The 24,566-nt window shown below is 58.4% G+C and carries 18 protein-coding genes and 1 pseudogene; 11 read left to right on the top strand and 8 right to left on the bottom strand.

The genetic code is table 11. From position 1 onward, the window contains the following. Nucleotides 1-139: 139 nt before the first annotated feature. The 3 genes from recC to recD are packed head-to-tail and all read left to right on the top strand — an operon-like array spanning nucleotide 140 to nucleotide 9,362. Nucleotides 140-3,592 (top strand): exodeoxyribonuclease V subunit gamma, encoded by a 3,453-nt coding sequence (gene recC, locus HK44_RS26630; RefSeq protein ID WP_019691690.1) that lies wholly within the window; start codon nucleotides 140-142, stop codon nucleotides 3,590-3,592. After that, complete coding sequence (gene recB / locus HK44_RS26635; RefSeq protein ID WP_019691691.1) at nucleotides 3,589-7,278, top strand: exodeoxyribonuclease V subunit beta; 3,690 nt, start codon at nucleotides 3,589-3,591, stop codon at nucleotides 7,276-7,278. Before recC ends, recB begins: the two co-directional genes overlap by 4 nt. Continuing rightward, nucleotides 7,275-9,362 carry an exodeoxyribonuclease V subunit alpha gene (gene recD / locus HK44_RS26640; protein WP_019691692.1) on the top strand — a complete coding sequence of 696 codons (2,088 nt, stop codon included), beginning with the start codon at nucleotides 7,275-7,277 and terminating at the stop codon, nucleotides 9,360-9,362. The genes recB and recD overlap by 4 nt, the downstream gene beginning before the upstream one ends. A gap of 65 nt (nucleotides 9,363-9,427) precedes the next feature. Here recD and HK44_RS26645 read toward each other — a convergent pair whose 3' ends face one another. The 4 genes from HK44_RS26645 to HK44_RS26660 all read right to left on the bottom strand — a co-directional run bounded on the left by HK44_RS26645 (nucleotide 9,428) and on the right by HK44_RS26660 (nucleotide 13,831). Beyond that, nucleotides 9,428-10,966, bottom strand: coding sequence for an amino acid ABC transporter permease/ATP-binding protein (locus tag HK44_RS26645; protein WP_024265192.1), 1,539 nt, complete (start codon nucleotides 10,964-10,966; stop codon nucleotides 9,428-9,430). 99 nt (nucleotides 10,967-11,065) lie between these two features. Continuing rightward, the gene (locus tag HK44_RS26650; RefSeq protein ID WP_019691693.1) at nucleotides 11,066-11,866 is read right to left on the bottom strand and encodes an ABC transporter substrate-binding protein; all 801 of its coding nucleotides are present in this window, start codon (nucleotides 11,864-11,866) and stop codon (nucleotides 11,066-11,068) included. Between the two features lie 42 nt (nucleotides 11,867-11,908). Next, nucleotides 11,909-12,967 (bottom strand): isopenicillin N synthase family dioxygenase, encoded by a 1,059-nt coding sequence (locus HK44_RS26655; RefSeq protein WP_019691694.1) that lies wholly within the window; start codon nucleotides 12,965-12,967, stop codon nucleotides 11,909-11,911. 12 nt (nucleotides 12,968-12,979) lie between these two features. Then, nucleotides 12,980-13,831, bottom strand: coding sequence for a sugar phosphate isomerase/epimerase family protein (locus HK44_RS26660; protein WP_019691695.1), 852 nt, complete (start codon nucleotides 13,829-13,831; stop codon nucleotides 12,980-12,982). Between the two features lie 349 nt (nucleotides 13,832-14,180). Between HK44_RS26660 and HK44_RS26665 the strand changes: the two genes are divergently transcribed. The 3 genes and pseudogenes from HK44_RS26665 to HK44_RS26675 all read left to right on the top strand — a co-directional run bounded on the left by HK44_RS26665 (nucleotide 14,181) and on the right by HK44_RS26675 (nucleotide 16,366). Then, nucleotides 14,181-14,756: a YfiR family protein gene (locus HK44_RS26665; protein WP_019691696.1), complete on the top strand. Its 576-nt coding sequence runs from the start codon at nucleotides 14,181-14,183 to the stop codon at nucleotides 14,754-14,756. Continuing rightward, the gene (locus tag HK44_RS26670) at nucleotides 14,753-16,021 is read left to right on the top strand and encodes a diguanylate cyclase domain-containing protein (protein WP_019691697.1); all 1,269 of its coding nucleotides are present in this window, start codon (nucleotides 14,753-14,755) and stop codon (nucleotides 16,019-16,021) included. The genes HK44_RS26665 and HK44_RS26670 overlap by 4 nt, the downstream gene beginning before the upstream one ends. 55 nt (nucleotides 16,022-16,076) lie before the next feature. Continuing rightward, nucleotides 16,077-16,366, top strand: a pseudogene (locus HK44_RS26675) (OmpA family protein). On the opposite strand, the gene HK44_RS26680 reads toward HK44_RS26675, so the two are convergent. Next, entirely contained in the window at nucleotides 16,363-17,310 is a 948-nt protein-coding gene (locus HK44_RS26680; RefSeq protein WP_019691699.1) for a LysR family transcriptional regulator, read from the bottom strand. The pseudogene HK44_RS26675 and the gene HK44_RS26680 sit on opposite strands and share 4 nt — an antisense overlap. Before the next feature lie 150 nt (nucleotides 17,311-17,460). Between HK44_RS26680 and HK44_RS26685 the strand changes: the two genes are divergently transcribed. Next, nucleotides 17,461-18,984 carry a CoA-acylating methylmalonate-semialdehyde dehydrogenase gene (locus tag HK44_RS26685; protein ID WP_019691700.1) on the top strand — a complete coding sequence of 508 codons (1,524 nt, stop codon included), beginning with the start codon at nucleotides 17,461-17,463 and terminating at the stop codon, nucleotides 18,982-18,984. A 10-nt stretch (nucleotides 18,985-18,994) separates the two neighbouring features. Continuing rightward, on the top strand, nucleotides 18,995-19,882 hold the full coding sequence (gene mmsB / locus HK44_RS26690) for a 3-hydroxyisobutyrate dehydrogenase (protein WP_019691701.1): 888 nt from the start codon (nucleotides 18,995-18,997) through the stop codon (nucleotides 19,880-19,882). A 232-nt stretch (nucleotides 19,883-20,114) separates the two neighbouring features. On the opposite strand, the gene HK44_RS26695 is transcribed toward mmsB, so the two are convergent. The 3 genes from HK44_RS26695 to HK44_RS26705 all read right to left on the bottom strand — a co-directional run bounded on the left by HK44_RS26695 (nucleotide 20,115) and on the right by HK44_RS26705 (nucleotide 21,564). Then, nucleotides 20,115-20,459 carry a cupin domain-containing protein gene (locus tag HK44_RS26695; RefSeq protein ID WP_019691702.1) on the bottom strand — a complete coding sequence of 115 codons (345 nt, stop codon included), beginning with the start codon at nucleotides 20,457-20,459 and terminating at the stop codon, nucleotides 20,115-20,117. 104 nt (nucleotides 20,460-20,563) lie between these two features. After that, nucleotides 20,564-20,935 carry a MerR family transcriptional regulator gene (locus tag HK44_RS26700; RefSeq protein ID WP_019691703.1) on the bottom strand — a complete coding sequence of 124 codons (372 nt, stop codon included), beginning with the start codon at nucleotides 20,933-20,935 and terminating at the stop codon, nucleotides 20,564-20,566. 53 nt (nucleotides 20,936-20,988) lie between these two features. Beyond that, nucleotides 20,989-21,564 carry an NAD(P)H-dependent oxidoreductase gene (locus tag HK44_RS26705; protein WP_019691704.1) on the bottom strand — a complete coding sequence of 192 codons (576 nt, stop codon included), beginning with the start codon at nucleotides 21,562-21,564 and terminating at the stop codon, nucleotides 20,989-20,991. Between the two features lie 221 nt (nucleotides 21,565-21,785). Here HK44_RS26705 and kynB point away from each other — a divergent pair, with 221 nt between their 5' ends. The 3 genes from kynB to HK44_RS26720 all read left to right on the top strand — a co-directional run. After that, a complete protein-coding gene (kynB, locus tag HK44_RS26710) occupies nucleotides 21,786-22,451 on the top strand; it encodes an arylformamidase (RefSeq protein ID WP_019691705.1) in 666 nt (221 codons plus the stop codon). Next, a complete protein-coding gene (gene kynA / locus HK44_RS26715; RefSeq protein ID WP_019691706.1) occupies nucleotides 22,448-23,317 on the top strand; it encodes a tryptophan 2,3-dioxygenase in 870 nt (289 codons plus the stop codon). Before kynB ends, kynA begins: the two co-directional genes overlap by 4 nt. Before the next feature lie 308 nt (nucleotides 23,318-23,625). Then, on the top strand, nucleotides 23,626-24,566 hold a 941-nt coding region (locus tag HK44_RS26720; RefSeq protein WP_020723533.1), incomplete at its 3' end, for a glycosyltransferase.

The raw sequence follows: 24,566 nt of genomic DNA on the forward strand, positions 1-24,566 counted from the left end.
TATCTGCGTATGCAGGTAGGGGTTTTGTTTTGCCTGCAAGAAAGTTCGTACGACAACATCGGACAGCTCCCGGCTGTCACAGTCACCTGACAATGCTAAGGTTCGGCCCTAGCTTTTGTATTTCTCCAAGGAAGCCCTTATGGCGGACGCCTCGTTCCTCAGTGCTGGTTTTATGGTGGTTCACGGCAACCGCCTGGACGAGCTGCGTAGCCTGGTGGTCAGCTGGATGCGGCGTTATCCGCTTGCCCCTCTGGAAAATGAAATCGCTCTGGTGCAGAGCAACGGTATTGCCCAATGGCTGAAGCTGGCATTGGCTGAAGACCCTGAAGATGACGACATGGGCGGCTGTGGCATCGCTGCGGCCATTGATGTGCAGTTACCCGGGAGCTTTATGTGGCAACTTTATCGATCAGTGCTCGGACGTGATGAAATTCCAGTGAAGTCGTTGCTGGACAAGGCTCCGCTGACCTGGCGATTGATGCGTTTGTTGCCAGAGCTGATCGATAAACCGCACTTCGAACCGCTGCAACGCTTTCTGACTCACGATACCGACCTGCGTAAACGCTATCAGCTCGCTGAGCGGCTTGCGGATCTGTTTGACCAATATCAAGTGTACCGAGCGGACTGGCTGGAAGATTGGGCAGCGGGTCGTCATCAACTGCGTAACGGTAGAGGTGAGAGCAAACCGCTCACTCCGGCCAATTGCTGGCAGGCTGAGTTGTGGCGTGCGCTGTTGCTGGACGTCGGTGAGCAAGGCATGGCGCAAAGCCGCGCAGGCGTTCACCAACGCTTCATCGAGACAATCACTGGGCTGGACACTGCACCTAAGGGGTTACCTTCACGGGTGATCGTTTTTGGCATTTCTTCGCTACCCGCACAAGCCCTGGAAGCACTCGCAGGATTGGCTCGCTTCAGCCAGGTTCTGCTTTGTGTGCACAACCCATGTCGTCACCACTGGGCAGACATCGTCGCCGATAAAGACCTTTTAAGGCATCAGTACAAGCGACAGGCGCGTAAGACCGGCATGCCGGTCGTACTTGACCCGCAAACCCTGCATCAACATGCTCACCCGCTGCTGGCCGCCTGGGGCAAGCAAGGGCGCGACTACATCAACCTGCTCGACAGTTATGACGATCCCAACAGCTATCGATCAGCTTTTCGCGATGGACGTATCGATCTTTTTAGCGAAAGCCAGCCGTTGAGCATGCTCAATCAATTGCAGGATGACATCCTCGAGTTGCGTCCACTGAATGAAACCCGCCTGCTCTGGCCTGCGGTCGATCTGAAGCAGGACGAGTCGATCCGTTTTCACATTGCCCATAGCGCACAGCGTGAAGTGGAGATACTCCACGATCAGTTGCTCGCGCGCTTTAGCGCTGACCCACAGTTGCGCCCACGCGATGTGATCGTGATGGTTCCGGACATCGACAGTTACGCTCCACACATCCGCGCCGTGTTCGGTCAGCTTGAGCGGGAGGATCGGCGCTTTATCCCGTTTACGCTGACCGACCAGGGCCAGCGTGGTCGCGACCCGTTGCTGATCGCGGTCGAGCATTTGCTCAAGCTGCCTGACAGCCGTTTCCCGGTCAGTGAGATTCTGGATTTGTTGGATGTTCCGGCATTGCGCGCTCGATTCGGAGTAGAGGAGCGCGACCTGCCGACCTTGCATCGCTGGATCGAAGGGGCTGGCGTTCGCTGGGGTATGAACGCCGAACAGCGCGCCGGTCTTGGTTTACCTGATGAACTTGAGCAAAACAGTTGGCGTTTTGGCTTGCGTCGCATGCTTCTGGGGTATGCCGTTGGCAGTGGTCAATCCTGCGATGGCATTGAACCTTATGATGAGATCGGTGGGCTGGATGCGGCACTGATCGGCCCATTGACAGCTTTACTCGATGCGTTGCAGATTGCTCACAAAGAGCTCACACAACCGGCATCGCCAGAGCAATGGGGCGTGCGTCTGCAAGCGTTGATGCAGCTATTTTTTCTGGCCAGCAATGAGCATGACAACTATCTGCTGGCCCAACTCGAGTTGCTCCGCGAAACCTGGCTGGAGACTTGCGAATCGGTTGGTTTGCAGGACGAATTGCCACTGACGGTGGTCCGCGAGGCTTGGTTGGCTGGTCTTGATCAGGGGCGTTTGTCTCAACGCTTCCTGGCCGGCGCAGTGAATTTTTGTACGCTGATGCCGATGCGTGCGATCCCGTTCAAACTCGTTTGCCTGCTGGGTATGAACGACGGTGACTATCCGCGTGCGCAGCCGCCACTGGACTTCGATCTGATGGGCAGCGATTACCGTCCCGGCGATCGGTCTCGGCGAGAGGATGATCGCTATCTTTTGCTCGAAGCCTTGCTCTCGGCGCGGGACCAGCTTTATATCAGCTGGGTCGGGCGCAGTATTCGCGACAATAGCGAGCGCCCCGCATCGGTATTGATCGGTCAACTGCGTGACCATCTGGCTAACGGCTGGAAAAATACTGAAGGCACTAAAGAACTCCTTGAGGCGATGACCCAGGAGCATCCGTTACAACCCTTCAGTGCCCGCTACTTCCATGAAGGCGATCATTTGTTCAGCTATGCCCGAGAATGGCAGCTGTTGCATGAGCAGCATGACCGCGCTCCAGCCTTGGAAGTGCTTGATGCCTATGTTCAGGAAGAGCCGCTGAGTCTTGGTCAACTACAGGATTTCCTGCGCAACCCTGTGCGGCATTTTTTCAGTCAGCGTCTCAAGGTGTTTTTCGAAGCGGCTGAAGCGCCCTTGGCGGATGAAGAGCCCTTCGTGCTCGATGCGCTGCAACGCTACAGTCTGAGCGACAGCTTGCTTGAAGCTGCGCTGGCCAGCCCCGACCAACCTGATCAAGCTCTGCATGCGCAGGCCAAAAGGTTGCAGGACAGCGGCTTGCTGCCGATGGCTGGTTTCGGCGAGTGCTTGCAACGTGAGTTGATCGAGCCGCTACCGGATCTGCTGCAACGTTATCAACAGTTGCTGGCGTTGTGGCCAACATCGCAAAACAGTGCTTTGCCGGTGACGCTCCAAATGCAGGGAGTGAGCCTGGAGGGTTGGCTCAGCGGTCTTCATCAACGCAGCGATGGCGGGTTGCTGGCTGTCACTACGATTCCCAACAGCATTGGTTCGATCAAGACTCGCAAATGGCATCGGTTGATCCGCCCTTGGGTTAACCACCTGGTGGCCTGTGCGAGCGGCTTGTCGATGACCACGGGGTTGGTGGCCAGTGACGATACCTTGCTGCTCGCCCCTATCGAGCAAGACACCGCGATGAAAACCCTGGGCAATCTGTTACAGGCCTGGCAATCAGGTATGCGCCAGCCATTGCCCATAGCGGTAAAAACGGCTTTCGCCTGGCTGGGACAGACTGATCCGGTCAAAGCCGAGGCTGCCGCTCGCAAGGCCTATGAGGGCGACGGTCAAACCACCGATGGTGAGCGCCGCGAAAGTCCTGCACTGGCTCGCCAGTTTGCCGATTACAACGCCTTGATTGCCGACGAAACCTTTGTCGATTGGTGTGACACGCTCTACCGTCCGCTGCTCGAAGCCCCTTGGCGCTCATTGACCAGTGAGGAGTCGCACTCATGACGGCGAAAGTTTCTCTGGCATTAGCCTTCCCGCTTCGCGGTAGTCAACTGATCGAAGCCAGTGCCGGCACAGGCAAGACGTTCACTATTTCCGCTCTCTATCTGCGCCTGGTGCTTGGCCACGGTGACGAGTCTGCCGGTTTTGGGCGTGAACTCCTGCCACCGCAAATCCTTGTGGTGACCTTTACTGATGCCGCGACCAAAGAGCTGCGTGAACGGATCCGTACACGTCTTACCGAGGCCGCGCGGTTTTTCCGCGAAGAAACACCAGCACCTGACAGCCTGATTGCCGAATTACGTGGGCAGTTCAGTCCCGAACAGTGGTCTGGCTGTGCGAACCGTTTGGACATCGCGGCACAGTGGATGGATGAGGCGGCCGTTTCGACGATTCACAGTTGGTGCCAACGGATGCTGCGCGAGCATGCGTTCGACAGTGGCAGTCTGTTCACCCAAACCCTTGAAGTTGATCACAGCGATCTGCTTGGTGAAGTCCTGCGCGATTACTGGCGGTTGTTTTGCTACCCCATGCAAGGTGATGCGCTGAACTGGGTTCGCAGCCATTGGGGCGGCCCGGCCGCCTTGCTGCCACGGGTACGCGGATTGTTCGCCAGTGAGCGTGACACTGACGAGGGGAAGGCGCCGGCCGAGTTGATCGCCGAGTGCTTGCAAGCTCGACGTGATGCGTTGCTGGAGCTCAAGGCGCCTTGGCGACAATGGGCGCAGGAGTTGCGTGAGATCTGTCTGCAAGGCGTTGCCAGCAAGTCTGTCGACGGACGCAAGATGCAAGCACGTTACTTCGAGCCCTGGTTCGAGAAAATCAGTGCATGGGCCGAGGATGACAGCCTTGAACAACTGGATATCGGCACCGGCTTCAATCGTCTGACACCCGATGGTATGGCTGAGGCCTGGAAAGGTCAGGCACCGAGTCACCCAGGCCTGGATGCCATGCCCGGCCTGAAAACCAGTCTCGATGCATTACCGACCCCGGACGCTGCGGTCCTGAAACATGCTGCGCAGTGGGTGGGGGCGCGCTTTGAAGAAGAGAAGCGTCGGCGTGCTGAAATGGGTTTCGACGACATGTTGCTCAGGCTCGATGCCGCATTGCGAGCCGAAGGGGGGGAGCGTCTGGCGACATTGATCCGCGAGCAGTTTCCGGTCGCGTTGATCGACGAATTCCAGGACACCGACCCGGTACAGTACCGGATCTTCGAAAGTATCTATCGTATCGAAGACAATAACCCTGAATGCGGGCTGTTTCTGATTGGCGACCCTAAGCAAGCGATCTATGCCTTCCGTGGCGCCGATATCTACACCTACTTGCGCGCGCGTCAGGCAACGAGTGGTCGCTTGCATACCCTGGGCACCAACTTCCGTTCCAGTCACGGGATGGTCGATGCGGTGAACCACGTGTTCCAGCGTGCCGAAGCCCGCGAGCAGGGGCGTGGTGCGTTTCTGTTTCGTGAGAACAGCGGCGAAAACCCGGTTCCATTTCTGCCGGTTGAATCTCAAGGCCGCAAAGAGTCATTGCAGATCAACGGTCAGGCCGTACCCGCGTTGAATATCTGGCAGCTGTCCAGCGAGCAACCGTTGTCCGGTGTTGTGTACCGACAGCAACTGGCTGCGGCTTGCGCCAGTGAAATCACAGCTTTGCTCAATGGCGGTCAGCAGCGGCGTGCGGGTTTTGTCCGGGGGGCAGAGGATCTACAGGGGTTGCTCCCGGCAGATATCGCGATTCTGGTACGCGATGGTAAAGAGGCCCAGGCGGTACGCAACGAATTGTCCGCGCGGGGGGTGCGCAGTGTTTATCTATCGGACAAGGACTCGGTGTTCGCGGCCCAGGAGGCTCACGATCTGTTGAGTTGGCTAAAGGCCTGCGCCGAGCCGGATGTCGAGCGACCGCTGCGTGCAGCGCTGGCCAGCATCACGCTGAACCTGTCACTGATAGAGCTTGCGCGCTTGAACCAGGATGAGCTGGCCTGGGAGAAGCGCGTCATGCAGTTTCGCGAGTACCGGGTGATCTGGCGCAGTCAGGGCATTCTGCCAATGTTGCGCCGGTTGCTACACGATTTCGAACTGCCTCAGGCCTTGATTGCTCGAAGCGATGGCGAGCGGATACTGACCAACTTGCTGCACCTCTCGGAGCTGTTGCAACAAGCCGCCGCCGAGCTCGATGGCGAGCAAGCCCTGATTCGTCATTTGTCCGAGCATCTGGCGTTGTCCGGGCAGGCCGGTGAGGAGCAGATTCTGCGTCTGGAAAGCGATGAGCAACTGGTCAAGGTAGTGACCATCCACAAGTCCAAAGGCCTTGAGTATCCGCTGGTTTTTCTGCCGTTCATTTGTTCGGCAAAACCGGTGGATGGCAGTCGCTTGCCGTTGCACTACCACGATGCGAGCGGGCAAGCCCAGATAACGTTGAGCCCAACTTCCGAGCTGATTGCCCTGGCGGACGATGAGCGCCTGGCTGAAGACTTGCGTCTGCTCTATGTGGCCTTGACCCGTGCCCAGCATGCTTGCTGGCTGGGGGTGACCGACCTCAAGCGCGGCAATAACAACAGTTCGGTGCTACATCTGTCGGCATTGGGCTATCTGCTGGGTGGCGGCGAGAAGCTGGCGGAATCGACGGCGCTGAAGCGTTGGCTGGAAGACTTGCAGCAAAGCTGCAGCGCATTGAGCTATGGCGAGATGCCTGAAGTCACAACCGAACGTTTTCTCCCGCCACGCAATGAGGCAACGTTGCTCGCACCGCTGATACCGAAGCGCAAGGCGGCCGAGAACTGGTGGATCGCCTCCTACAGTGCGTTGCGCATTGGCGATAGCCTCAGTGTCGGCAGTGACGAGGCGCCGGAAAGCCCGCAAGCGCAAAAGCTTTTCGACGACGAGCGACTTGATCCCGAGGCGCCACGCGAAGTGCTCGCCAGCGGTGGTGATATCCATCGCTTCCCACGCGGGCCGAATCCCGGGACTTTTCTCCATGGTTTATTGGAGTGGGCCGGCGACGAAGGTTTCGCCGCAGACCCGAAATCCATCGAAAATGCCATTGCACGCCGCTGCAACCGCCGTGGTTGGGAGGGTTGGATCAATACCCTGAGCGACTGGCTGCAGCACTTGTTGCAAGCGCCGTTACGCATTGGTGCCGAGCAACCACCCGTGGTGTTAGAGCAACTGACCGAGTACCGGGTCGAAATGGAATTCTGGTTTGCCAGCCATAAAGTCGATGTGTTGAAGCTCGACGAACTGGTGCGTCAATACACCCATGAAGGCGCTTCTCGTGTCGTTGCCGAGCCCGTACTGCTTAATGGCATGTTCAAGGGCTTTATCGACCTGACATTCGAGCACGCGGGGCGTTACTACGTTGCGGATTACAAGTCCAACTGGCTCGGTGCTGACGATTCGGCCTATACCGAGCAGGCAATGGAAAAGTCGATGCTCGATCATCGCTACGACCTGCAATACGTGTTGTATCTATTGGCGCTGCATCGCCAGCTCAAGGCGCGACTTGCCGATTACGACTATGACCGGCACGTGGGCGGCGCCTTGTACCTGTTCCTGCGGGGCACTCGAGGCCCCAGCCAAGGCGTGTATTTCACCCGCCCGCCACGAGAATTGATCGAACGTCTGGACCGGCTGTTCCAGGGAAAACCAGAACCCAAGCCTGAACCGGCCTGGGAGCAGGGTGTATTGCTATGAGCCGTTCCTTTGCCGACTTGTTACCCACGCCGTTGACGGCCGAGAGCCTTGCGCAACTGACACCGCTGAGCCGTGCCGATGACCTGTTGCTGTTGCTCGGACGCTGGGTCGAGCGTGGCTGGCTTCGGGCGCTGGACAAAGCCTTTGTCGCCTTCCTCCATGAACTGGCGCCTGATGGTGATCCACTGGTGTTGCTGGCGGCGGCCTTGACCAGCCATCAACTGGGACACGGACATGTGTGCCTCGATCTGTTCGAGACGCTGAAGGAGCCGGACTTCGCACTATCCCTGCCGCCGGAAGGCGATCTGCAGACCGGTACCCTGTTGTTGCCATCGCAATTGCTTGAAGCATTGGAGGGCGCTCACTGGTGCAAGGTCCTGGCATCCAGCAGTCTTGTGGCGCTGGCTGCCGATGGGGGCGACGAAGCAATGCAGCGCCCATTGGTGTTGTCCGGCAAGCGACTGTATTTACGCCGTTACTGGACGTACGAGCGGCGCATCGACAGTGCGTTGCGCCAACGACTTATCGCCCATGAGCCAACGCCTGATGACCTGTCCGAACGCCTGAGTGGCCTGTTTGGCCAGGCCAGTTCCAGCGCGCAGATCGATTGGCAGAAACTCGCCTGTGCCCTGGCCACCCGTGGTGCATTCAGCATCGTTACGGGCGGGCCTGGAACCGGCAAAACCACCACGGTTGTGCGTTTGCTGGCCCTACTCCAGGCGCCAGCCGTGGAGGCGGGCAAGCCACTGCGGATTCGACTTGCCGCCCCCACGGGCAAGGCCGCCGCGCGGCTGACAGAGTCCATCAGCCAGCAAGTTCGCACACTGCAAGTTGCCGAGAGCGTCAGGGACAAAATCCCCTCTGACGTGACCACGGTCCACCGTCTGCTCGGCAGCCGGCCGGGAACCCGGCATTTCCGCCATCACGCCGGCAATCGTCTGCCGCTGGATGTGCTGGTGGTCGACGAAGCCTCGATGATCGACCTGGAGATGATGGCCAATCTGCTTGATGCGTTGCCGACGCATGCCCGGCTGGTCTTGCTCGGTGACAAGGATCAGTTGGCGTCGGTGGAGGCCGGGGCCGTACTCGGTGATCTGTGCCGCGACGCCGAGGCCGGTTGGTACAGCCCGCAGACCCGCGACTGGTTGGAGGCCGTCAGTGGTGAAAATCTTGGTTCCAGCGGTTTGCAGGAAGACACCGACGCCACTCATCCGCTGGCCCAGCAGGTCGTGATGCTGCGTCACTCGCGGCGATTTGGCGAAGGCAGCGGCATTGGTCAACTGGCGCGCTGGGTCAATCAGCAGCAGGCCGATGAGGCCCGCAAGCTGCTGGCCGCCCGCAGTCATGCCGATCTTTTTTCGCTGTCCCTCAAGGGAGAGCAGGACAGGGCGCTTGAGCGTCTATTGCTCGAAGGCCAGGGAGAAGGTCCGCAGGGGTATCGACATTACCTGAGCCTCTTGCGCAGCCAGCGTCCGTCCAGCGACTCACTTCCCGACGATCCCTGCTGGGTCGACTGGGCGCGCAATGTCTTGCAAGCCTTCGACGCTTTCCAGCTGCTGTGCGCCGTGCGTAAGGGACCGTGGGGTGTCGAGGGGCTGAACCAGAGGATTACCGGTGCGTTGCTCAAGGCGCGGCTGATCGACAGTGATCAGCAATGGTACGAAGGGCGTCCGGTACTGATGACGCGCAACGATTACGGTCTGGGCCTGATGAATGGCGACATCGGTATTGCCCTGAAATTGCCTGAGCGCGATGGCCTGGAGGTTGGACGTCAGGTGCTGCGCGTCGCTTTTGCGCGTAACGATGGTCAGGGCGGTGTGAAGTTTGTTTTACCCAGCCGGCTCAATGATGTGGAAACCGTCTACGCCATGACCGTGCACAAATCCCAAGGCTCTGAGTTCGCCCACACGGCGTTGATCCTTCCCGATGCGCTGAACCCGGTGCTGACCAAAGAGCTGATCTACACCGGAATCACCCGCGCCAAGGACTGGTTCAGCCTGATCGAACCACGTACCGGGATTTTTGAAGAGGCCGTACGACGCAAGGTCAAGCGCTTGAGCGGGTTGATGCTGGAATTGGGGTGAGCGGGTGCAGTGCGGTGGCGAGAGGATTTGACCTTTCGCCACCATAACCTGGCCCGCTCCGAGGTCTACTCGGCTGCCAGCGCCATTTCGGTCTGGGCGGTCAGGCCCATGAAGCGCCGGACACGTTCGCCTGTCTGCTTGTTGCGTATGGCATACGGGCTTGCATCGAGCTGAATATTCCCGCCTTCCATGAAAATCACCCGATCGGAAATCGACATCGCGAAGTCCATCTCGTGGGTCACGATCAGCATGGTCATGCCTTCTTTGGCCAAATCGCGGATCACGTTCAATACATCGCCGACCAGTTCCGGATCGAGGGCCGAAGTCGGTTCGTCGAACAACATGATCTTCGGCTCCATGGCCAATGCCCGGGCAATCGCTACCCGTTGTTGCTGTCCGCCGGAAAGCTGATGCGGATACTTGTGCGCGTGGGCCAGCAGTCCGACCTTGTCCAGCAGTGCATAGGCGCGTTGTTCACTCAAGGGTTTTGCGCGGCCGTGGAAGCGCGGCGCCAGAGTAATGTTGTCGAGAATGCAGCGATGGGGAAACAGGTTGAAGTTCTGGAAAACCATCCCGATATGCCGCACGCCACTACGAACCCTCGCGCTGTTGGGGGTGTCGTTGGAGCCGATGAAGCTTTCGCCAAATAGCATGATCTCGCCTTGATCAATACTTTCCAGTCCATTGATGGTGCGAATCAACGACGTTTTACCTGAGCCTGACGGGCCGATGATCGAAATCACCTGGCCACTGCCGACTGCCAGGTCAATGCCCTTGAGCACTTCGTGATTGCCATAGCGCTTGTGGATCTTCTCCAGTTGTAGAACCGGAACCGCACCGCGGTTGACTGGGAAGCCGGCAGTGCTGGTCAGCGGTTGGGATTGGGCCTTGAGTCGGCTCACGGCGGTTTCGTCGAGGGTTTGCGGCTTGCGTTGGTTCAGATCCAGATGGTGCTCCAGTCGCTGCAAAAACCAGCCGAACACGCTCACGATAAACACGTAATACACCGCTACCGCGCCGAGGGTTTCCATGACCAGGAAGTTCTGCGCGTACAGGCGCTGGCCGACGGTCAGCAGTTCGGTCAGGGAGATCACCGAGATCAGTGACGTCAGTTTCACCACCGTGATGTATTCGTTGATCAAGGTCGGCAGGGAAATGCGAAAAGCCTGAGGAATCACGATCAAACGCTGCAAGCCCAGGAAGCCGATACCCAGCGCGCGCCCGGCCTCTTTTTGACCCTTGGCGACTGAAATCAGGCCACCGCGATGGATCTCTGCCATATACGCCGCTTCGGTGATCACCAGCGCGAACAAACCGGAGTAGAACGGGTTGGACAGTATCGAGCCGGTCATTGGGAATAACTGCGGCAGGTTGTAGACGAAGACCACCAGCACCAGCAGCGGAATGCTGCGGAAGAACCAGATATAAGCGGTCGCCGGAAGTCTGAGCCAGGCCGAAGTCGACAGTTTGGCCGAGGCCAGCAGAAAGCCCAGCAGCATGCCGATGAACCAGGCCAGGGCACTGAGTTCGATTACGGTGACGCAGGCTTGCCAGAAGGCAGAGTCTGCGAACAGGGAGAAAAAGTACGACCAATCGAATTGCATAAGTACCTCGAACCGCATTGAAAGCTTCGCGGGTAAGCCGCTCCCGTACAGGGAGCGGTACTTTTGTAGGCGCGTGCTGGCCCGCGAAGGGGCGTCGTCTTAGTTGGACGCTTCTTCCAGGTTGTACTTCTTCAGGATAGCTGTGTAGTCACCGCTTTTTTTCGCGCCATCAAACGCCTTGAGCAGCGCCTGATAGGTCTCCTCGTTGCCTTTCTTGACGAAGATGCCGAGGGTTTGCGGATAGACCAGATGCTGGGAGGTGACGACGACACGACCGTTGGTGTGTTCGGCGATCATCTTCGCTGCGCCGGCGATTTCCATTTGGGCCTGAATGTTTTTCGACAGCAGGGCCTGGGTCACTTCCGGTGCCGATGGGAACTCGCTGACAGTGATGGCGCCCTTGTTGTTCGGCACGCAATAGTCGGTCGAGAGTTTCTTCAATTGAGCGACCCAGGTGGTGCCTTGTTCCAGTCCGACTTTCAGGCCGCAGAGGTCCTCTGGGGTTTGTGCATTCAGCGTGCTGTCTTTCGGCGCCATGATTGCCGCGCCTGTCACGGCGTAGCCAATGGTCATGGCTTGAGTCTGACGCTCGGGCGTGATGTACATGCCGGAGATGATCGCGTCATAGTGCCCGGAGTTCAGGCCGGAAATCAGATTGGGGAACTTGGTATCGACGAACTCCGCCTTCGCTTGCATCTGCTTGGCCAGGGCTTGAGCCAGTTCCGGATCGGAGCCGACGATATTCTTCTGGCTGTCATAGGATTCGAACGGCGGGTAGGTGATTTCCATACCGATTTTCAACTGGCCCGGTGTGGCGGCGGAAGCCATGCTGGCAGTTGCACAGAACAGGCTGGCGGCGAGCAGGGACAAACGGGCAGCACGGTTATTTTTGTAAAGCATTTTCGGTGACTCCGATTAGAAAGTAGTGGCCGACAGCAATGATCAGGACGGTTGTGTCTGATTTTTCAGGTGCCCGAAGCTCGAAGGCTTACGCGCCTTCTCCGGCAACGTGATTTCTCCGTTTTCCACCCGCCTGCGCAGGTATTGGTAAGTCTGCAGCGCCTGGCCGTACATGTGTTCGCCAATGGCGATCTGCTCATACTCTTGCCCGGTCTTGGCGAAACCTGGCAGGGGTTTGATCTGGGTATGGAAATCGCAGGCATAGAACAGCGGGAAGGAGTAGCGCTCTTCGCTGACACTGCGGACACGGTGAGCCGTTGCAACGAATGCACCCGCTGTCATGACTTCGAGCATGTCGCCGATGTTCACCACGAACGCCCCTGGAACAGGCGGTGCATCGATCCACTGGCCAAGATTGTTCATCACCTCCAGCCCGGGTTTGTCAGCCAGCAAAATGGTGAAGCATTCGTAGTCGGTGTGTGCACCAATCCCGGGTGCGTCTTGAGCCGTACCGTCGAACGGGTAGTGGATCAGACGCAGCTTCGATGGCGGCCGGGTGACCATGCTGTCGAAATAGTCTTCCTCCAGGCCCAATGCCAGGGCGAAGCCACCGAACAGCCGTCGACCGAGGGCGAAGATCGCGGCGTAGTAGGCCTGTACGGCTTCCTTGAAACCTGGCAGCGACGGCCATTCATTCGGCCCGAGCAGCGGCGTGTTAGCCAGTACCAGCGGGTCGTTTTCCGGAACTTCGAAGCCGATGTCGAAGGCTTCCTTATGATCCGGTTTGCCCTTGGCGTAAACCTCTTCACCTTCCGGGACAAAGCCCTTGTGAGTCTTCGAGGTGCCGATGTAGTGCTGCATCTTGGTGTCCAGGGGCTGATCGAAATAGTCCTTGGCTGCCTGGCGCAAGTTGGTGATCAGCTGCGGATCGATGCCGTGGCTGGTGATATAGAGAAAGCCGACGTCACTGGCGGCCACCCCGAGCTGTTCTGCAACGACCAGCCGATGTTCCCGTTCGATGCTGAACAGACCGGCGATATCCACCACCGGAATGCTCTTGAAGTTCGCTTGGAGCGTAGTGTTATTGATCTGCTCAGGCATGTTGCAAGCACCTCACGCGAGGGTTGAGTGATTGAAGCGGTCGAAGTGTTCGCGCTCTGTGTTGGCCATCCAGATATTCAGCGACCACAGGTCGGCGACCGGCACATTGGTGAAGGGCAAGTGGTGCAAATAGCCGTCGGCACCGAACTCAGGCGTCAGGGTGCTGACCTGATAGCCGCGAGCCTGCTGGGAGCGCCAGATGGCTTCCCAGTGCTGTTGATGGAAGGCCAGTTCCCGGGCGTATTCCGGGGCGGCGGGATGGGGAACCTGCGGGCCTTGGTCATAACCGACCCGGGCCTGGATATGGTGCACGCGCTCGACGAAGGCACTCAGGTCATCCGCCGGATCATTCAACAATCGCTCGCACGTCACGACCCAATGGCTGATATCGCTGGTGAACCGCAAGTCGGGTAGCTGTCGGATCAGTTCAAGTGTCAGCCAAGGGTTGAACAGTGAACGTGAGCGGTGGGTTTCGAAGCTGCAGAATTGCCCGTGCTTGCGTGCAAGCGCCATGGCCTGGCCGAAGAACTCCACCTGTTGCGCCAGCGGCCAGCGGTCATTGCCGGCCAGCACATTGACGAAGCGTGGATTGAGCTCGGCAGCCCAAGCGAGTTTTTTATCCAGATCAACAAGGTGTTCGGCGGGCGACGCGGATTGTTCCGGCAGCACGTCATAGGCGGTAAACACGGTGCTGATGTAAGCCAGTTCATTGGCCTTTAGAAAGGCGCCGAACTCGGCTCGCTCGCGGGCTTCCAGCGGCAGGCGAGCTTCCATGCCATCGAAGCCGGCGTTCACCAACTCATCGAGTGCCTGGGCCTTGCTCGCGCTATAGCCCCAGAGGGTACGGAATATTTCCAGTTTCATCGGTGAACCTCCACGACGCCTTCAACTACTCAAGGCTCGACGCCGGTGCATGACCGAATCGAGCTGTAATGGCAGTAGCAAGAGGTTTTCATGAGTCGGATCTCGGTGGATCCGTTCTCACTTACGTCGCTGTCAGCTTTTATTGTTATTAGGACCGCAGTGCGGTTACAGGTCACGTTGGCGCCGATGGTAGGCATGGGGTGTAACAGAGAAAAATAGGAAACCCCAAATTGTTACTTCAGGATTTTATAAACAAATAGGCGCCTATCAATGCTCGCTGTTTTCGTGAGCATTTCACCGGGTATGCTATCGTTGCGCATCATTCACGACGATCAACGAGAGTGCCCGCATGAAGCTGGCTGTCTGGACGACAGAACGCATTGCTGTCTGGAAGCAGCTACTGCTGGCCGGCCTTTTTTGCTTGTTGAGCCTCGCTGTTTTCGCCGAGCCGCAGGCGCCAGTGAGCATGGCTGATCAGCGCGCCCTGTCGGTCACTCAAGTGGTGTTGGGAATCCTCAGCTACGCTCGCTGGCCGGTGGAGCCAGCGCAATTGCAGTTATGCGTGGTCGGTCCCACCGAGTACACCGACGATTTGGTCAAAGGTACCACTCAAGCCACGGGGCGCCCGGTGGTCGTTCGGCGACTGCTGGCCAATTACCAGGCGATCGCCGGTGAGTGTGACGCGGTCTACATCGGCAAACTGACCAATGAAGAGCGCAGCACGCTCTTCGCTTCCTTGGCAGGCCATCCGGTGCTGAGTATCAGCGAGGGGGGCGATCAATGCACGGTAGGCAGCCTGTTTTGCCTGCGGGTCAATGACAATCAAGTTTCGTTTGAGGTCAACCTCGACTCGGTGGCCCGCAGCGGTGTGCGCATTCACCCCAGCGTCTTGCAACTCTCTCGCCGTAAAGCGGCGGCCCCATGAGCCTGTTCAGGTCCGGTAACCGCCCGACGTTGCAATCGGTCATTGGCCGTGGACACCTGATTGTCGCGTTGGTTGGGGTGGCCATGGCCAGTCTGTCCCTGACTCTGCTTGGGGTACTGGCCTTGCGGGTGTATGCCGATCACAACCTGCACTTGATTGCCCGTTCGATCAGTTACACCGTGGAAGCCGCAGTGGTGTTCAACGACAGCGTGGCGGCGACTGAAGCGCTGGCGCTGATCGCGTCTACTGAAGAAGTGGCCGATGCTCAGGTGTTCGATGAAAAGGGCCAATTGCTCGCTCGTTGGCAGCGACCGGAAACCGGTCTGGTTTCCGAGCTGGAAATGCAGATCGCCCGATCACTTCTGGAAAAGCCGATCAATTTGCCAATCCTCCATCGAGGTCAGGAAATCGGCAGCATCCTGCTGACCGGGCATGGCGGCAGTCTGATGCGCTTTTTACTCAGCGGTCTGGCCGGGATTGTCTTGTGTACGGCGGTCAGCGCCTGGGTCGCGTTGTATCTGGCACGACGCCAACTACGAGGGATTACCGGTCCACTGCGCAGCCTGGCCAAGGTCGCTCACGCAGCGCGCCAGGAGCGAGCCTTCGATCGTCGCGTGCCGCCAGCACGCATTGCCGAACTCGACAGCCTGGGCAACGACTTCAATGCCTTGCTCGATGAACTGGAGTCCTGGCAAACCCACCTGCAAAGCGAAAACCAAACGCTCGCCCACCAAGCCAGCCATGACAGCCTCACCGGTTTGCCGAACCGGGCGTTTTTCGAAGGTCGGCTGATTCGTGCATTGCGCAACGCCAGCAAACACGATGAACGGGTTGCCGTGCTGTTTCTCGATAGCGATCGGTTCAAGGATATCAATGACAACTTCGGTCACGCCGCTGGCGATGCTGTGCTGGTTGCCGTGGCAACCCGAGTCCGGGCGCAATTGCGTGAAGAGGATCTGGTCGCCCGCCTGGGAGGCGATGAGTTTGCTGTGCTGTTGACGCCATTGCACAAAACCGAAGACGCCGAACGAATTGCCGAAAAGATCATCGCCAGCATGGAGCTGCCGGTTCAGTTGCCGGGCGATACCCAGGTGTTGACCTCACTTAGCGTTGGCATCGCCATTTACCCTGATCATGGCGCCACACCCGGTACGCTGATCAATGCCGCCGACGCGGCAATGTATCAAGCCAAACGTCTCGATCGAGGCGGGCAATACACGGCAGGGTCGGAGCACCCTGTCGCCAACGTCCAAACCAGGAGTTAACAACCTTGTTTCACTGACCCAGCGTTCCCTGCGATTCTTGACCTTTGCCTTGTTCATGACCGTGCTGACATTGAACGGCTGCCCTACGGCACCGCAAAAAGGCCTCACTCCGGCGCAGATCGTGGTGCTTAAACAGCAGGGGGCGGCATTGAACGCGTGCGGATCGATGGTCACACCGACACGTCGGGTAAAGAGGCCTATAACGAGCAGCTATCCCTTCGCCGCGCCAAGAGTGTCGGCGCGGTGCTGACCAGCCTTGGCTGCAGCGAGCCCGTGGCATCCAACACCACCGTCGCCGGACGCACCGAGAATCGCCGGGTATCAATCGTGGTGAGCGCCGGCTAGTCGGCGAAGTGCATCGTGCGGGTTTCCCCCATCAACAGCGCCTGATTCTGCTCGGTCACGGCGCGGATGTAATCCCACAGCAGCGTAATCCGCTTGAGCTTGCGCAAGTCCTCCCGGCAGTACATCCAGAACTGCCGGGTGATGTTGATTTCCTCCGGCAGCACCGGCAGCAGTCGTGGATCCTGGGCCGCCAGGAAGCACGGCAGTATCGCCAGCGAGCGGCCTTGCTGCGCGGCCACGAATTGCGCAATCACGCTGGTGCTGCGCAGGTTGGCGCTGGCGCCGGGCAGTACATTGGCCAGGTACAGCAGCTCCGAGCTGAATGCCAGATCGTCGACATAACTGGTGAATTGATGCTTGCCCAAGTCTGCCGGGCGGCGGATGGGCGGGTGTTGGTCAAGGTAATCCTGGGTCGCGTACAGCTGCAAACGGTAGTCACAGAGTTTGCAGCAGACATAAGGGCCGTGTTCCGGGCGCTCCAGGGCGATGACAATGTCTGCCTCGCGCTTGGACAAGCTGATGAAGTGCGGCAGCGGCAGGATATCCACCGAAATCGCCGGATAGGCATCGACGAAGTGGCTGAGCTGCGGGGTGATGAAAAAGCTGCCAAAACCCTCGGTGCAGCCCATCCGCACATGGCCGGATAACGCCACGCCCGAGCCGGACACCTGCTCGCACGCCATGTGCAGCGTGCTTTCTATGGATTCGGCATAGCCCAGCAAACGCTGGCCCTCGGCGGTCAATACAAAGCCATTGGTCCGTGATTTTTCGAACAACAATGTCCCCAATGAACCTTCCAGCGAACTGATCCGCCGTGACACGGTGGTGTAATCCACGGCCAGGCGTTTGGCGGCACTGCTGGCCTTGCGGGTGCGGGCGACCTCAAGGAAAAACTTCAGGTCGTCCCAGTTCAATGAGCCTAATGATGTGATGTTTTTTTGCATGTTGGACCGGCTTTTATGTGCGTTCTTATTAGAAGTTTGCACATCTATACTCCAAAAACAGTCCGACAACCAATTCGCGACACACGCCTCATCACAAGGCGACTTTTCTCGCCTTGGCTCCCTGCATAACAACAAGTCCAGGAGACCGTCATGAACGCATCGCTCACGCCAGAAACCACTGTGCAAAAGGTCAAGCTATTGATCGACGGCCAGTGGGTCGAGTCCCAGACCACCGAGTGGCACGACATCGTCAATCCGGCGACCCAGCAAGTGCTGGCTAAAGTACCGTTCGCTACGCCTGCAGAAGTCGACGCGGCGATCAGCGCCGCTCATCGCGCCTTCCAGACCTGGAAGTTGACACCGATTGGCGCGCGGATGCGCATCATGCTCAAGCTTCAGGCGTTGATTCGCGAGCACTCCAAACGCATCGCCGTGGTCCTCAGCGCCGAGCAGGGCAAAACCATCGCCGACGCTGAAGGCGATATTTTCCGTGGCCTGGAAGTGGTCGAGCACGCGTGCTCCATCGGCAGCCTGCAGATGGGCGAATTCGCTGAAAACGTCGCTGGCGGCGTTGATACCTACACCCTGCGCCAACCGATCGGCGTCTGCGCCGGCATCACGCCGTTCAACTTCCCGGCGATGATCCCGCTGTGGATGTTCCCGATGGCCATCGCCTGCGGCAACACCTTTGTGCTCAAACCGTCCGAACAAGACCCAATGTCGACCATGCTGCTGGTGGAACTGGCCATCGAGGCTGGCATTCCAGCCGGCGTGCTCAACGTGGTTCACGGCGGCAAGGATGTGGTGGACGCGCTCTGCACCCACAAAGACATCAAGGCTGTTTCGTTCGTCGGTTCGACGGCGGTCGGTACTCACGTCTACGACCTGGCCGGCAAACATGGCAAACGCGTGCAATCGATGATGGGCGCCAAGAACCACGCGGTGGTGCTGCCCGATGCCAATCGTGAGCAAGCCCTCAATGCGCTGGTGGGTGCCGGTTTTGGCGCTGCCGGTCAACGCTGCATGGCCACCTCGGTGGTGGTGCTGGTGGGCGCGGCCAAGCAGTGGTTGCCGGACCTCAAGGCCCTGGCGCAAAAACTCAAGGTGAATGCCGGCAGCGAGCCGGGCACTGACGTTGGCCCGGTGATTTCGAAACGGGCCAAGGCGCGGATTCTTGAACTGATCGAAAGCGGCATCAAGGAAGGCGCCAAACTGGAGCTGGATGGCCGTGACATCAGCGTCCCGGGGTACGAAAAAGGCAACTTTGTCGGCCCGACCCTGTTCTCCGGCGTGACCACCGACATGCAGATCTACACCCAGGAAATCTTCGGCCCGGTGCTGGTGGTGCTGGAAGTCGACACCCTCGATCAGGCCATTGCCCTGGTCAACGCCAACCCGTTCGGTAACGGCACCGGCCTGTTCACCCAGAGCGGCGCGGCGGCGCGTAAATTCCAGAACGAAATCGACGTCGGCCAAGTCGGCATCAACATCCCGATCCCGGTGCCGGTTCCATTCTTCAGCTTCACCGGTTCGCGGGGGTCCAAGCTCGGCGACCTCGGTCCGTATGGCAAGCAAGTGGTGCAGTTCTACACTCAAACCAAGACCGTCACCAGTCGCTGGTTCGACGATGACAGCGTCAATGACGGTGTGAACACAACCATCAATTTGCGTTAAGGAGCCGGACATGAAAATCGCTTTTATCGGTCTCGGCAACATGGGCGCGCCGATGGCGCGCAACCTGATCAAGGCTGGCCACTCGCTGAATCTGGTCGACCTGAACAAAGCCGTACTCGCCGAGTTGGCGCAACTGGGCGGCACTATCAGCGCCACGGCGCGTGAGGCAGCCCAAGACGCAGAACTGGTGATAACCATGCTGCCGGCCGCTGTCCATGTGCGCAGCGTCTGGCTGGGTGAAGACGGTGTGCTGGCCGGGATCGCCAAGGGCGTTCCCGCCGTGGATTGCAGCACCATCGACCCGCAAACCGCCCGCGATGTCGCCGCAGCCGCGGCCAAGCAAGGTGTGGCTATGGCGGATGCACCGGTTTCCGGTGGTACCGGTGGTGCTGCGGCCGGGACGCTGACCTTCATGGTCGGTGCCACGCCGGAATTGTTCGCCAACCTGCAACCGGTACTGGCGCAGATGGGCCGCAACATTGTGCATTGCGGTGAGGTCGGCACCGGGCAAATCGCCAAGATCTGCAACAACCTGTTGTTGGCGATATCCATGGTCGGCGTCAGCGAAGCCATGGCCCTTGGCGATGCCTTGGGTATCGACACTCAGGTGTTGGCGGGGATCATCAACAGTTCGACCGGTCGTTGCTGGAGTTCGGAGATGTACAACCCGTGGCCGGGCATCGTTGAAACAGCGCCGGCATCGCGGGGTTATACCGGCGGTTTCGGTGCCGAACTGATGCTCAAGGACCTGGGGCTGGCCACTGAAGCTGCGCGTCAGGCGCATCAACCGGTAATGCTCGGCGCGGTGGCTCAGCAGTTGTATCAGGCGATGAGTCAGCGTGGCGAAGGTGGCAAGGATTTCTCGGCAATCATCAACAGCTATCGCAAACCCCACTAAGGGTTTTTTCGGGATTGTGGTGATGGGGCTTGTCGGAATGCCGCAACGCCCCGTTCGGCTGCGAAGCAGTCGTCAATCCTGAGCATGCGGTGTATCTGAAACACCCATCAGCTGGGTGGGTCCGCTTCGCGAACCAACGGGGGCAAGCCCCCTCGCCACAAGTGCGGCGCAACCCAATAGATATCTTTCCGAGAGCCCACGTCGGGTGGGCTCTCGGTTTTTTATTGCTGAATCAGGCGAAAACGAAGTACTTGCGTACGGTCTCGACCACTTCCCACGTACCTTTCATGCCCGGCTCAATGACGAAAATATCACCCGCGCGCAGATGGATCGGTTCCATGCCGTCCGGGGTGATCACGCAGTAGCCTTCCTGGAAGTGGCAGTATTCCCACTTCACATACTCCACGTACCACTTGCCCGGTGTGCAGATCCAGGTGCCCATGATCTTGCTGCCGTCTTCGCTGGTGTAGGCGTTCAGGTTGACGGTGTGCGGGTCACCTTCGAGTTTCTCCCATTTGCAGGCATCAAGCACCGGCAGTGGATGGGTATCGCGAAGAACGGTAATGGGTTTGGACATGCTGACTCCGAGCGTTAGGCAGGACTGAAGTCGCACCCTATAGCGCCCGGTACGGTGTCAGTTGTCTGTGCTCGACACTTAGCTGTCCAGAAACGCGCTATCGATCAAACCCGCTCAAGCGGACAGTCAGATTGAGCCTGCTTGAGGCTGGCTTCGAATTCAGTCAATTGCACGTATTGGCGGGTCAACGCTGCGATTCTGTCCGTCAGTTCCTGCTTTTTATCGACGATCACCTGATGCGCCAGATGCCACGGCAGTGCCTGCCCAAGTTGGCCCTGAAGCACCGCCTGCAACTCCTTGAGCTTGAACCCCAGTTGCTGAGCGCATTTGATGAAGGTCAGCCGCTCGACGCTATCTTGGTCATAGAGGCGGTATTTGCCCTGGCGTCGCGCGGGCGGCAAGAGGCCGATCTCCTCATAGTGGCGAATGCTTTTGACGGTCGTGCCCGACAGTTGCGCGGCTTTGCCGATGAACATGAAAAATCCCTTTTGTGAGTGTCCCTGTTGATGCACGCGATTATCCGTGAGACTCAGCCAGCACCGATAGCCTGCGCTTGCATGAGCCAGAGTTCCCTTTGATGCTCACTCGAGCCCAGGACCGGGCCGAAGGTCAGGGTGTTGAGTGGCGTGATGCCACAGAACGCCAGTATGGTTTTGCGCATCTGATGCAGTCCGGGCATGCGATAGATCCAGCGGTAGTACCAGGGCGGTGTATCCATGGTCACCAGCAAGTCGGCTGTGCGCCCGTGCAGGAGTTTGTCCGGGAAGGCTTTGCCTTGGCGGTACTTGAAGGCGAAACCGGGAAGGAATGTTCGGTCGAAAAAGCCCTTGAGCAACGCGGGAATGGCCCCCCACCAGATCGGATACACAAACGTCAGGTGTTCGGCCCAGGTGATATCCGCCTGGGCCTTCAGCAGATCCTCTTCCAGCGGCTGAACCTGTTGATAGCCCTCGCGCAATATCGGGTCGAAACTCAAGGTTCCCAGGCGCAACTCACGGACCTCATGCCCGGCGTTTTTTGCCGCCTGCACGTAGCGGTCGGTGAGGGCGCCACAGAAACTGTTGCTTGATGGATGGCCGAGAATCACCAGTATCCGTTTGCTCATCACTTCGTCCCTGGGCAGTAAAACGATAAGGATAAAGTCGGCCCCTTGGGGGAGAGTCAAGCGTCGCCCATGTGCCTGTTTCACGCCTTGAAATTTTCACCCGCTAAACTTCAGGTTCTTGGCATTAAGTGCGAAACATTTGGGCGCTCCCGACGGTTTTCGCAAGAATCTTCACAGGCATCACTCGTATCATTCATGCGAGAGTTGCCGAGAGCTATGCAATGAAAAAAACACTGTCGTGGTGGGACATCAGCCCGCCCTTGAGTACCGCAACACCGACATGGCCGGGTGATACGCCGTTTCAGGAAGAGCGTGTCTGGACCTTCGGGCCCGAATGCCCGGTGAATGTCGGCCGTATCACCCTGTCTCCCCACACCGGTGCCCATGTCGATGCGCCGCTGCATTACAGCGCTGATGGCGCAGCTATTGGCGATGTATCGATGGATGTCTATATCGGTCCGTGTCGCGTCTTGCATTGCCTGGACAGCGATCGGCTGGTTCAGCCCGGGCAACTGGAAGGGCGCCTTGCTGATCTGCCCGAGCGCGTCTTGCTGCGCACTTATCAACAGGCGCCGCTGACGAACTGGGATCCGGATTTCACCGCTGTAGCCAAAGAAACCGTCGACCTGCTGTCGAGCCTTGGTGTGCGGCTGATCGGTATCGATACGCCGTCACTGGACCCTCAGCAGTCCAAGACCATGGATTCGCATACTGCTGTGGCGCGACATGGCATGGCGATCCTTGAAGGCATCGTGCTCGATGACGTGCCGGAAGGCGACTATGAACTGATCGCGCTGCCGCTGCGGTTTGCCAACCTGGACGCGAGTCCGGTCAGGGCCATTTTGCGTCCACTGAACAAACCGCCACTTGAGGAGCCTGCTCAATGAGCCAATGTCCCTATTCATCTTCAGCTCAGTCACCTTCAAACCAGACGGAAGAGTGGCATAACGCCGAGCTGAACTTTTCCGACTCCATGAGCTATGGCGATTACCTGGATCTGGGGAAGATTCTCAGTGCCCAGCACCCCTTGTCCCCGGACCATAACGAAATGCTGTTCATCATCCAGCATCAGACGTCTGAGCTGTGGATGAAGCTGATGCTGCACGAGCTCAAGGCGGCTCGCGAACACGTCAGGCTGGGCGAGTTGCCGCCGGCGTTCAAGATGTTGGCGCGGGTCTCGCGGATCTTCGATCAACTGGTGCATGCCTGGACGGTGCTGGCGACCATGACGCCTACCGAGTACCACGCGATCCGGCCGTTTCTGGGCCAGTCATCGGGCTTCCAGTCGTTCCAGTACCGCGAGATCGAATTCATCCTTGGCAACAAAAGTGCAACGCTGTTGCGTCCGCATGCGCACCGACCGGAACTGTTGGCGGAGCTGGAAAAGGCGATTGCCACGCCGTCTCTGTATGACGAGGCGATTCGGTTGATGGTCAGCGCAGGGTTGGCGATTGATCCGCAGCGCTTCGAGCGCGACCCGGCCAGCCCGACCGCTTATGACGCTTCAGTCGAAGCCGCTTGGCGTGTGGTCTACACCGACCCTTCGCAATATTGGGATCTGTACCAGTTGGCGGAGAAACTGATCGACCTTGAAGACTCGTTCCGTCAATGGCGCTTCCGCCATGTCACCACGGTTGAGCGGATCATCGGCTTCCAACCGGGTACCGGCGGCACCGAAGGTGTCGGCTATCTGCGCAAGATGCTCGATACTGTGCTGTTCCCGGAGTTGTGGCGCGTGCGTTCGATCCTTTGACAGGTGCTCCTTCTTGCTCAGCGTGGCATATCGCGCTCGTTTGGCCATGAACCTGGCCGAGGACTAAGGGGAGGGCGAGTGTGGGTAAACGAGTCGGATCTCGTATTTTGGTGTTATCAGCATGGCTGCATCACTGAAGGACGATGAGCGGCTATTGGCTTTCCATGCCTTGCAGGAGTGGCTAAAACTGGCCGCCTGGCTAGGCGGCGTGGCGATGTGATGTTAAAGTTCTCGGTCTGCTGTCGGTGAGCTTATCGATAAAATTTAGCAGTGTCCTTAATAGGTTCGAGTAAACAGGAAAGGGATTTGTGGGTATTTTGGGCTCTGACTATTCTCTTGCTTCCATCAGTACCGAATTGAGCGATTGCTCTACTGCAAAAGTCGCAATACTGATGTGTACCTACAACGGGGAACCGTTTCTGGCCGAGCAGTTGGAGTCAATCCATAGGCAAACTCATCGTAACTGGACGGTCTATGTCTCAGACGACGGCTCCCAAGACGACACCTTGGACCTTCTGCGGGCATCAAGCATTCAATGGGGGGCGGGGCGTCTCCAGATCTTTGAGGGGCCTCAGCGAGGCTTTGTTGCCAACTTCCTCTCGTTGACCTGTCGGGCAGATATAAAAGCAGACTTTTATGCGTGGTCCGATCAGGACGATATCTGGAAGGAGGATAAGCTCCAGAAAGCGTTAGCCTGGTTAAAGACTATCCCCGGGCACACCCCCGCGCTTTATTGTGGTCGCACCGAACTGATTGGTGAGTCAGGCGTGTCCTTTGGGTATTCGCCCAAGTTCAGTCTTGCCCCGCATTTCTCCAATGCCTTGGTTCAAAATATTGGTGGTGGTAACACCATGGTGTTTAACCAGGCGGCGCGTGAGCTTCTGCAAGAGGCGGGTTATAACCTGATTGTCCCTTCTCACGATTGGTGGGCATACCAGCTTATCTCCGGGACTGGGGGGGCTGTCCATTATGATCCCGTCCCCACACTGCTATATCGCCAGCACGACGACAACCTGGTCGGCACCAACTCCAGTTGGTTCTCACGACTCAAGCGTCTACGCATGGCCTTTCAAGGGCGCTTTTACGAGTGGAATACTCAGAACATCCATGCGCTTGAAACCATGCGCCATCGCTTGAGCCAAGAGCATCAAGCGAAGCTCGCCCAATTCAAGGCGGCGCGCGAGCAAAAACTTCTTCTAAGGATCCTGGGTTTCCAGCGTGCGGGTTTATACCGGCAGACCTTGTTTGG

The sequence above is a fragment of the Pseudomonas fluorescens HK44 genome (genome assembly GCF_000217955.3).
In the GTDB taxonomy this organism is placed as follows: domain Bacteria; phylum Pseudomonadota; class Gammaproteobacteria; order Pseudomonadales; family Pseudomonadaceae; genus Aquipseudomonas; species Aquipseudomonas fluorescens_AQ.

Bases quoted from the DNA above. Each gene is read 5' to 3' on its own strand.
- recC (WP_019691690.1), top strand. From the start codon at position 140: ATGGCGGACGCCTCGTTCCTCAGTGCTGGTTTTATGGTGGTTCACGGC.
- recB (WP_019691691.1), top strand. From the start codon at position 3,589: ATGACGGCGAAAGTTTCTCTGGCATTAGCCTTCCCGCTTCGCGGTAGT.
- recD (WP_019691692.1), top strand. From the start codon at position 7,275: ATGAGCCGTTCCTTTGCCGACTTGTTACCCACGCCGTTGACGGCCGAG.
- HK44_RS26645 (WP_024265192.1), bottom strand. From the start codon at position 10,966: ATGCAATTCGATTGGTCGTACTTTTTCTCCCTGTTCGCAGACTCTGCC.
- HK44_RS26650 (WP_019691693.1), bottom strand. From the start codon at position 11,866: ATGCTTTACAAAAATAACCGTGCTGCCCGTTTGTCCCTGCTCGCCGCC.
- HK44_RS26655 (WP_019691694.1), bottom strand. From the start codon at position 12,967: ATGCCTGAGCAGATCAATAACACTACGCTCCAAGCGAACTTCAAGAGC.
- HK44_RS26660 (WP_019691695.1), bottom strand. From the start codon at position 13,831: ATGAAACTGGAAATATTCCGTACCCTCTGGGGCTATAGCGCGAGCAAG.
- HK44_RS26665 (WP_019691696.1), top strand. From the start codon at position 14,181: ATGAAGCTGGCTGTCTGGACGACAGAACGCATTGCTGTCTGGAAGCAG.
- HK44_RS26670 (WP_019691697.1), top strand. From the start codon at position 14,753: ATGAGCCTGTTCAGGTCCGGTAACCGCCCGACGTTGCAATCGGTCATT.
- HK44_RS26680 (WP_019691699.1), bottom strand. From the start codon at position 17,310: ATGCAAAAAAACATCACATCATTAGGCTCATTGAACTGGGACGACCTG.
- HK44_RS26685 (WP_019691700.1), top strand. From the start codon at position 17,461: ATGAACGCATCGCTCACGCCAGAAACCACTGTGCAAAAGGTCAAGCTA.
- mmsB (WP_019691701.1), top strand. From the start codon at position 18,995: ATGAAAATCGCTTTTATCGGTCTCGGCAACATGGGCGCGCCGATGGCG.
- HK44_RS26695 (WP_019691702.1), bottom strand. From the start codon at position 20,459: ATGTCCAAACCCATTACCGTTCTTCGCGATACCCATCCACTGCCGGTG.
- HK44_RS26700 (WP_019691703.1), bottom strand. From the start codon at position 20,935: ATGTTCATCGGCAAAGCCGCGCAACTGTCGGGCACGACCGTCAAAAGC.
- HK44_RS26705 (WP_019691704.1), bottom strand. From the start codon at position 21,564: ATGAGCAAACGGATACTGGTGATTCTCGGCCATCCATCAAGCAACAGT.
- kynB (WP_019691705.1), top strand. From the start codon at position 21,786: ATGAAAAAAACACTGTCGTGGTGGGACATCAGCCCGCCCTTGAGTACC.
- kynA (WP_019691706.1), top strand. From the start codon at position 22,448: ATGAGCCAATGTCCCTATTCATCTTCAGCTCAGTCACCTTCAAACCAG.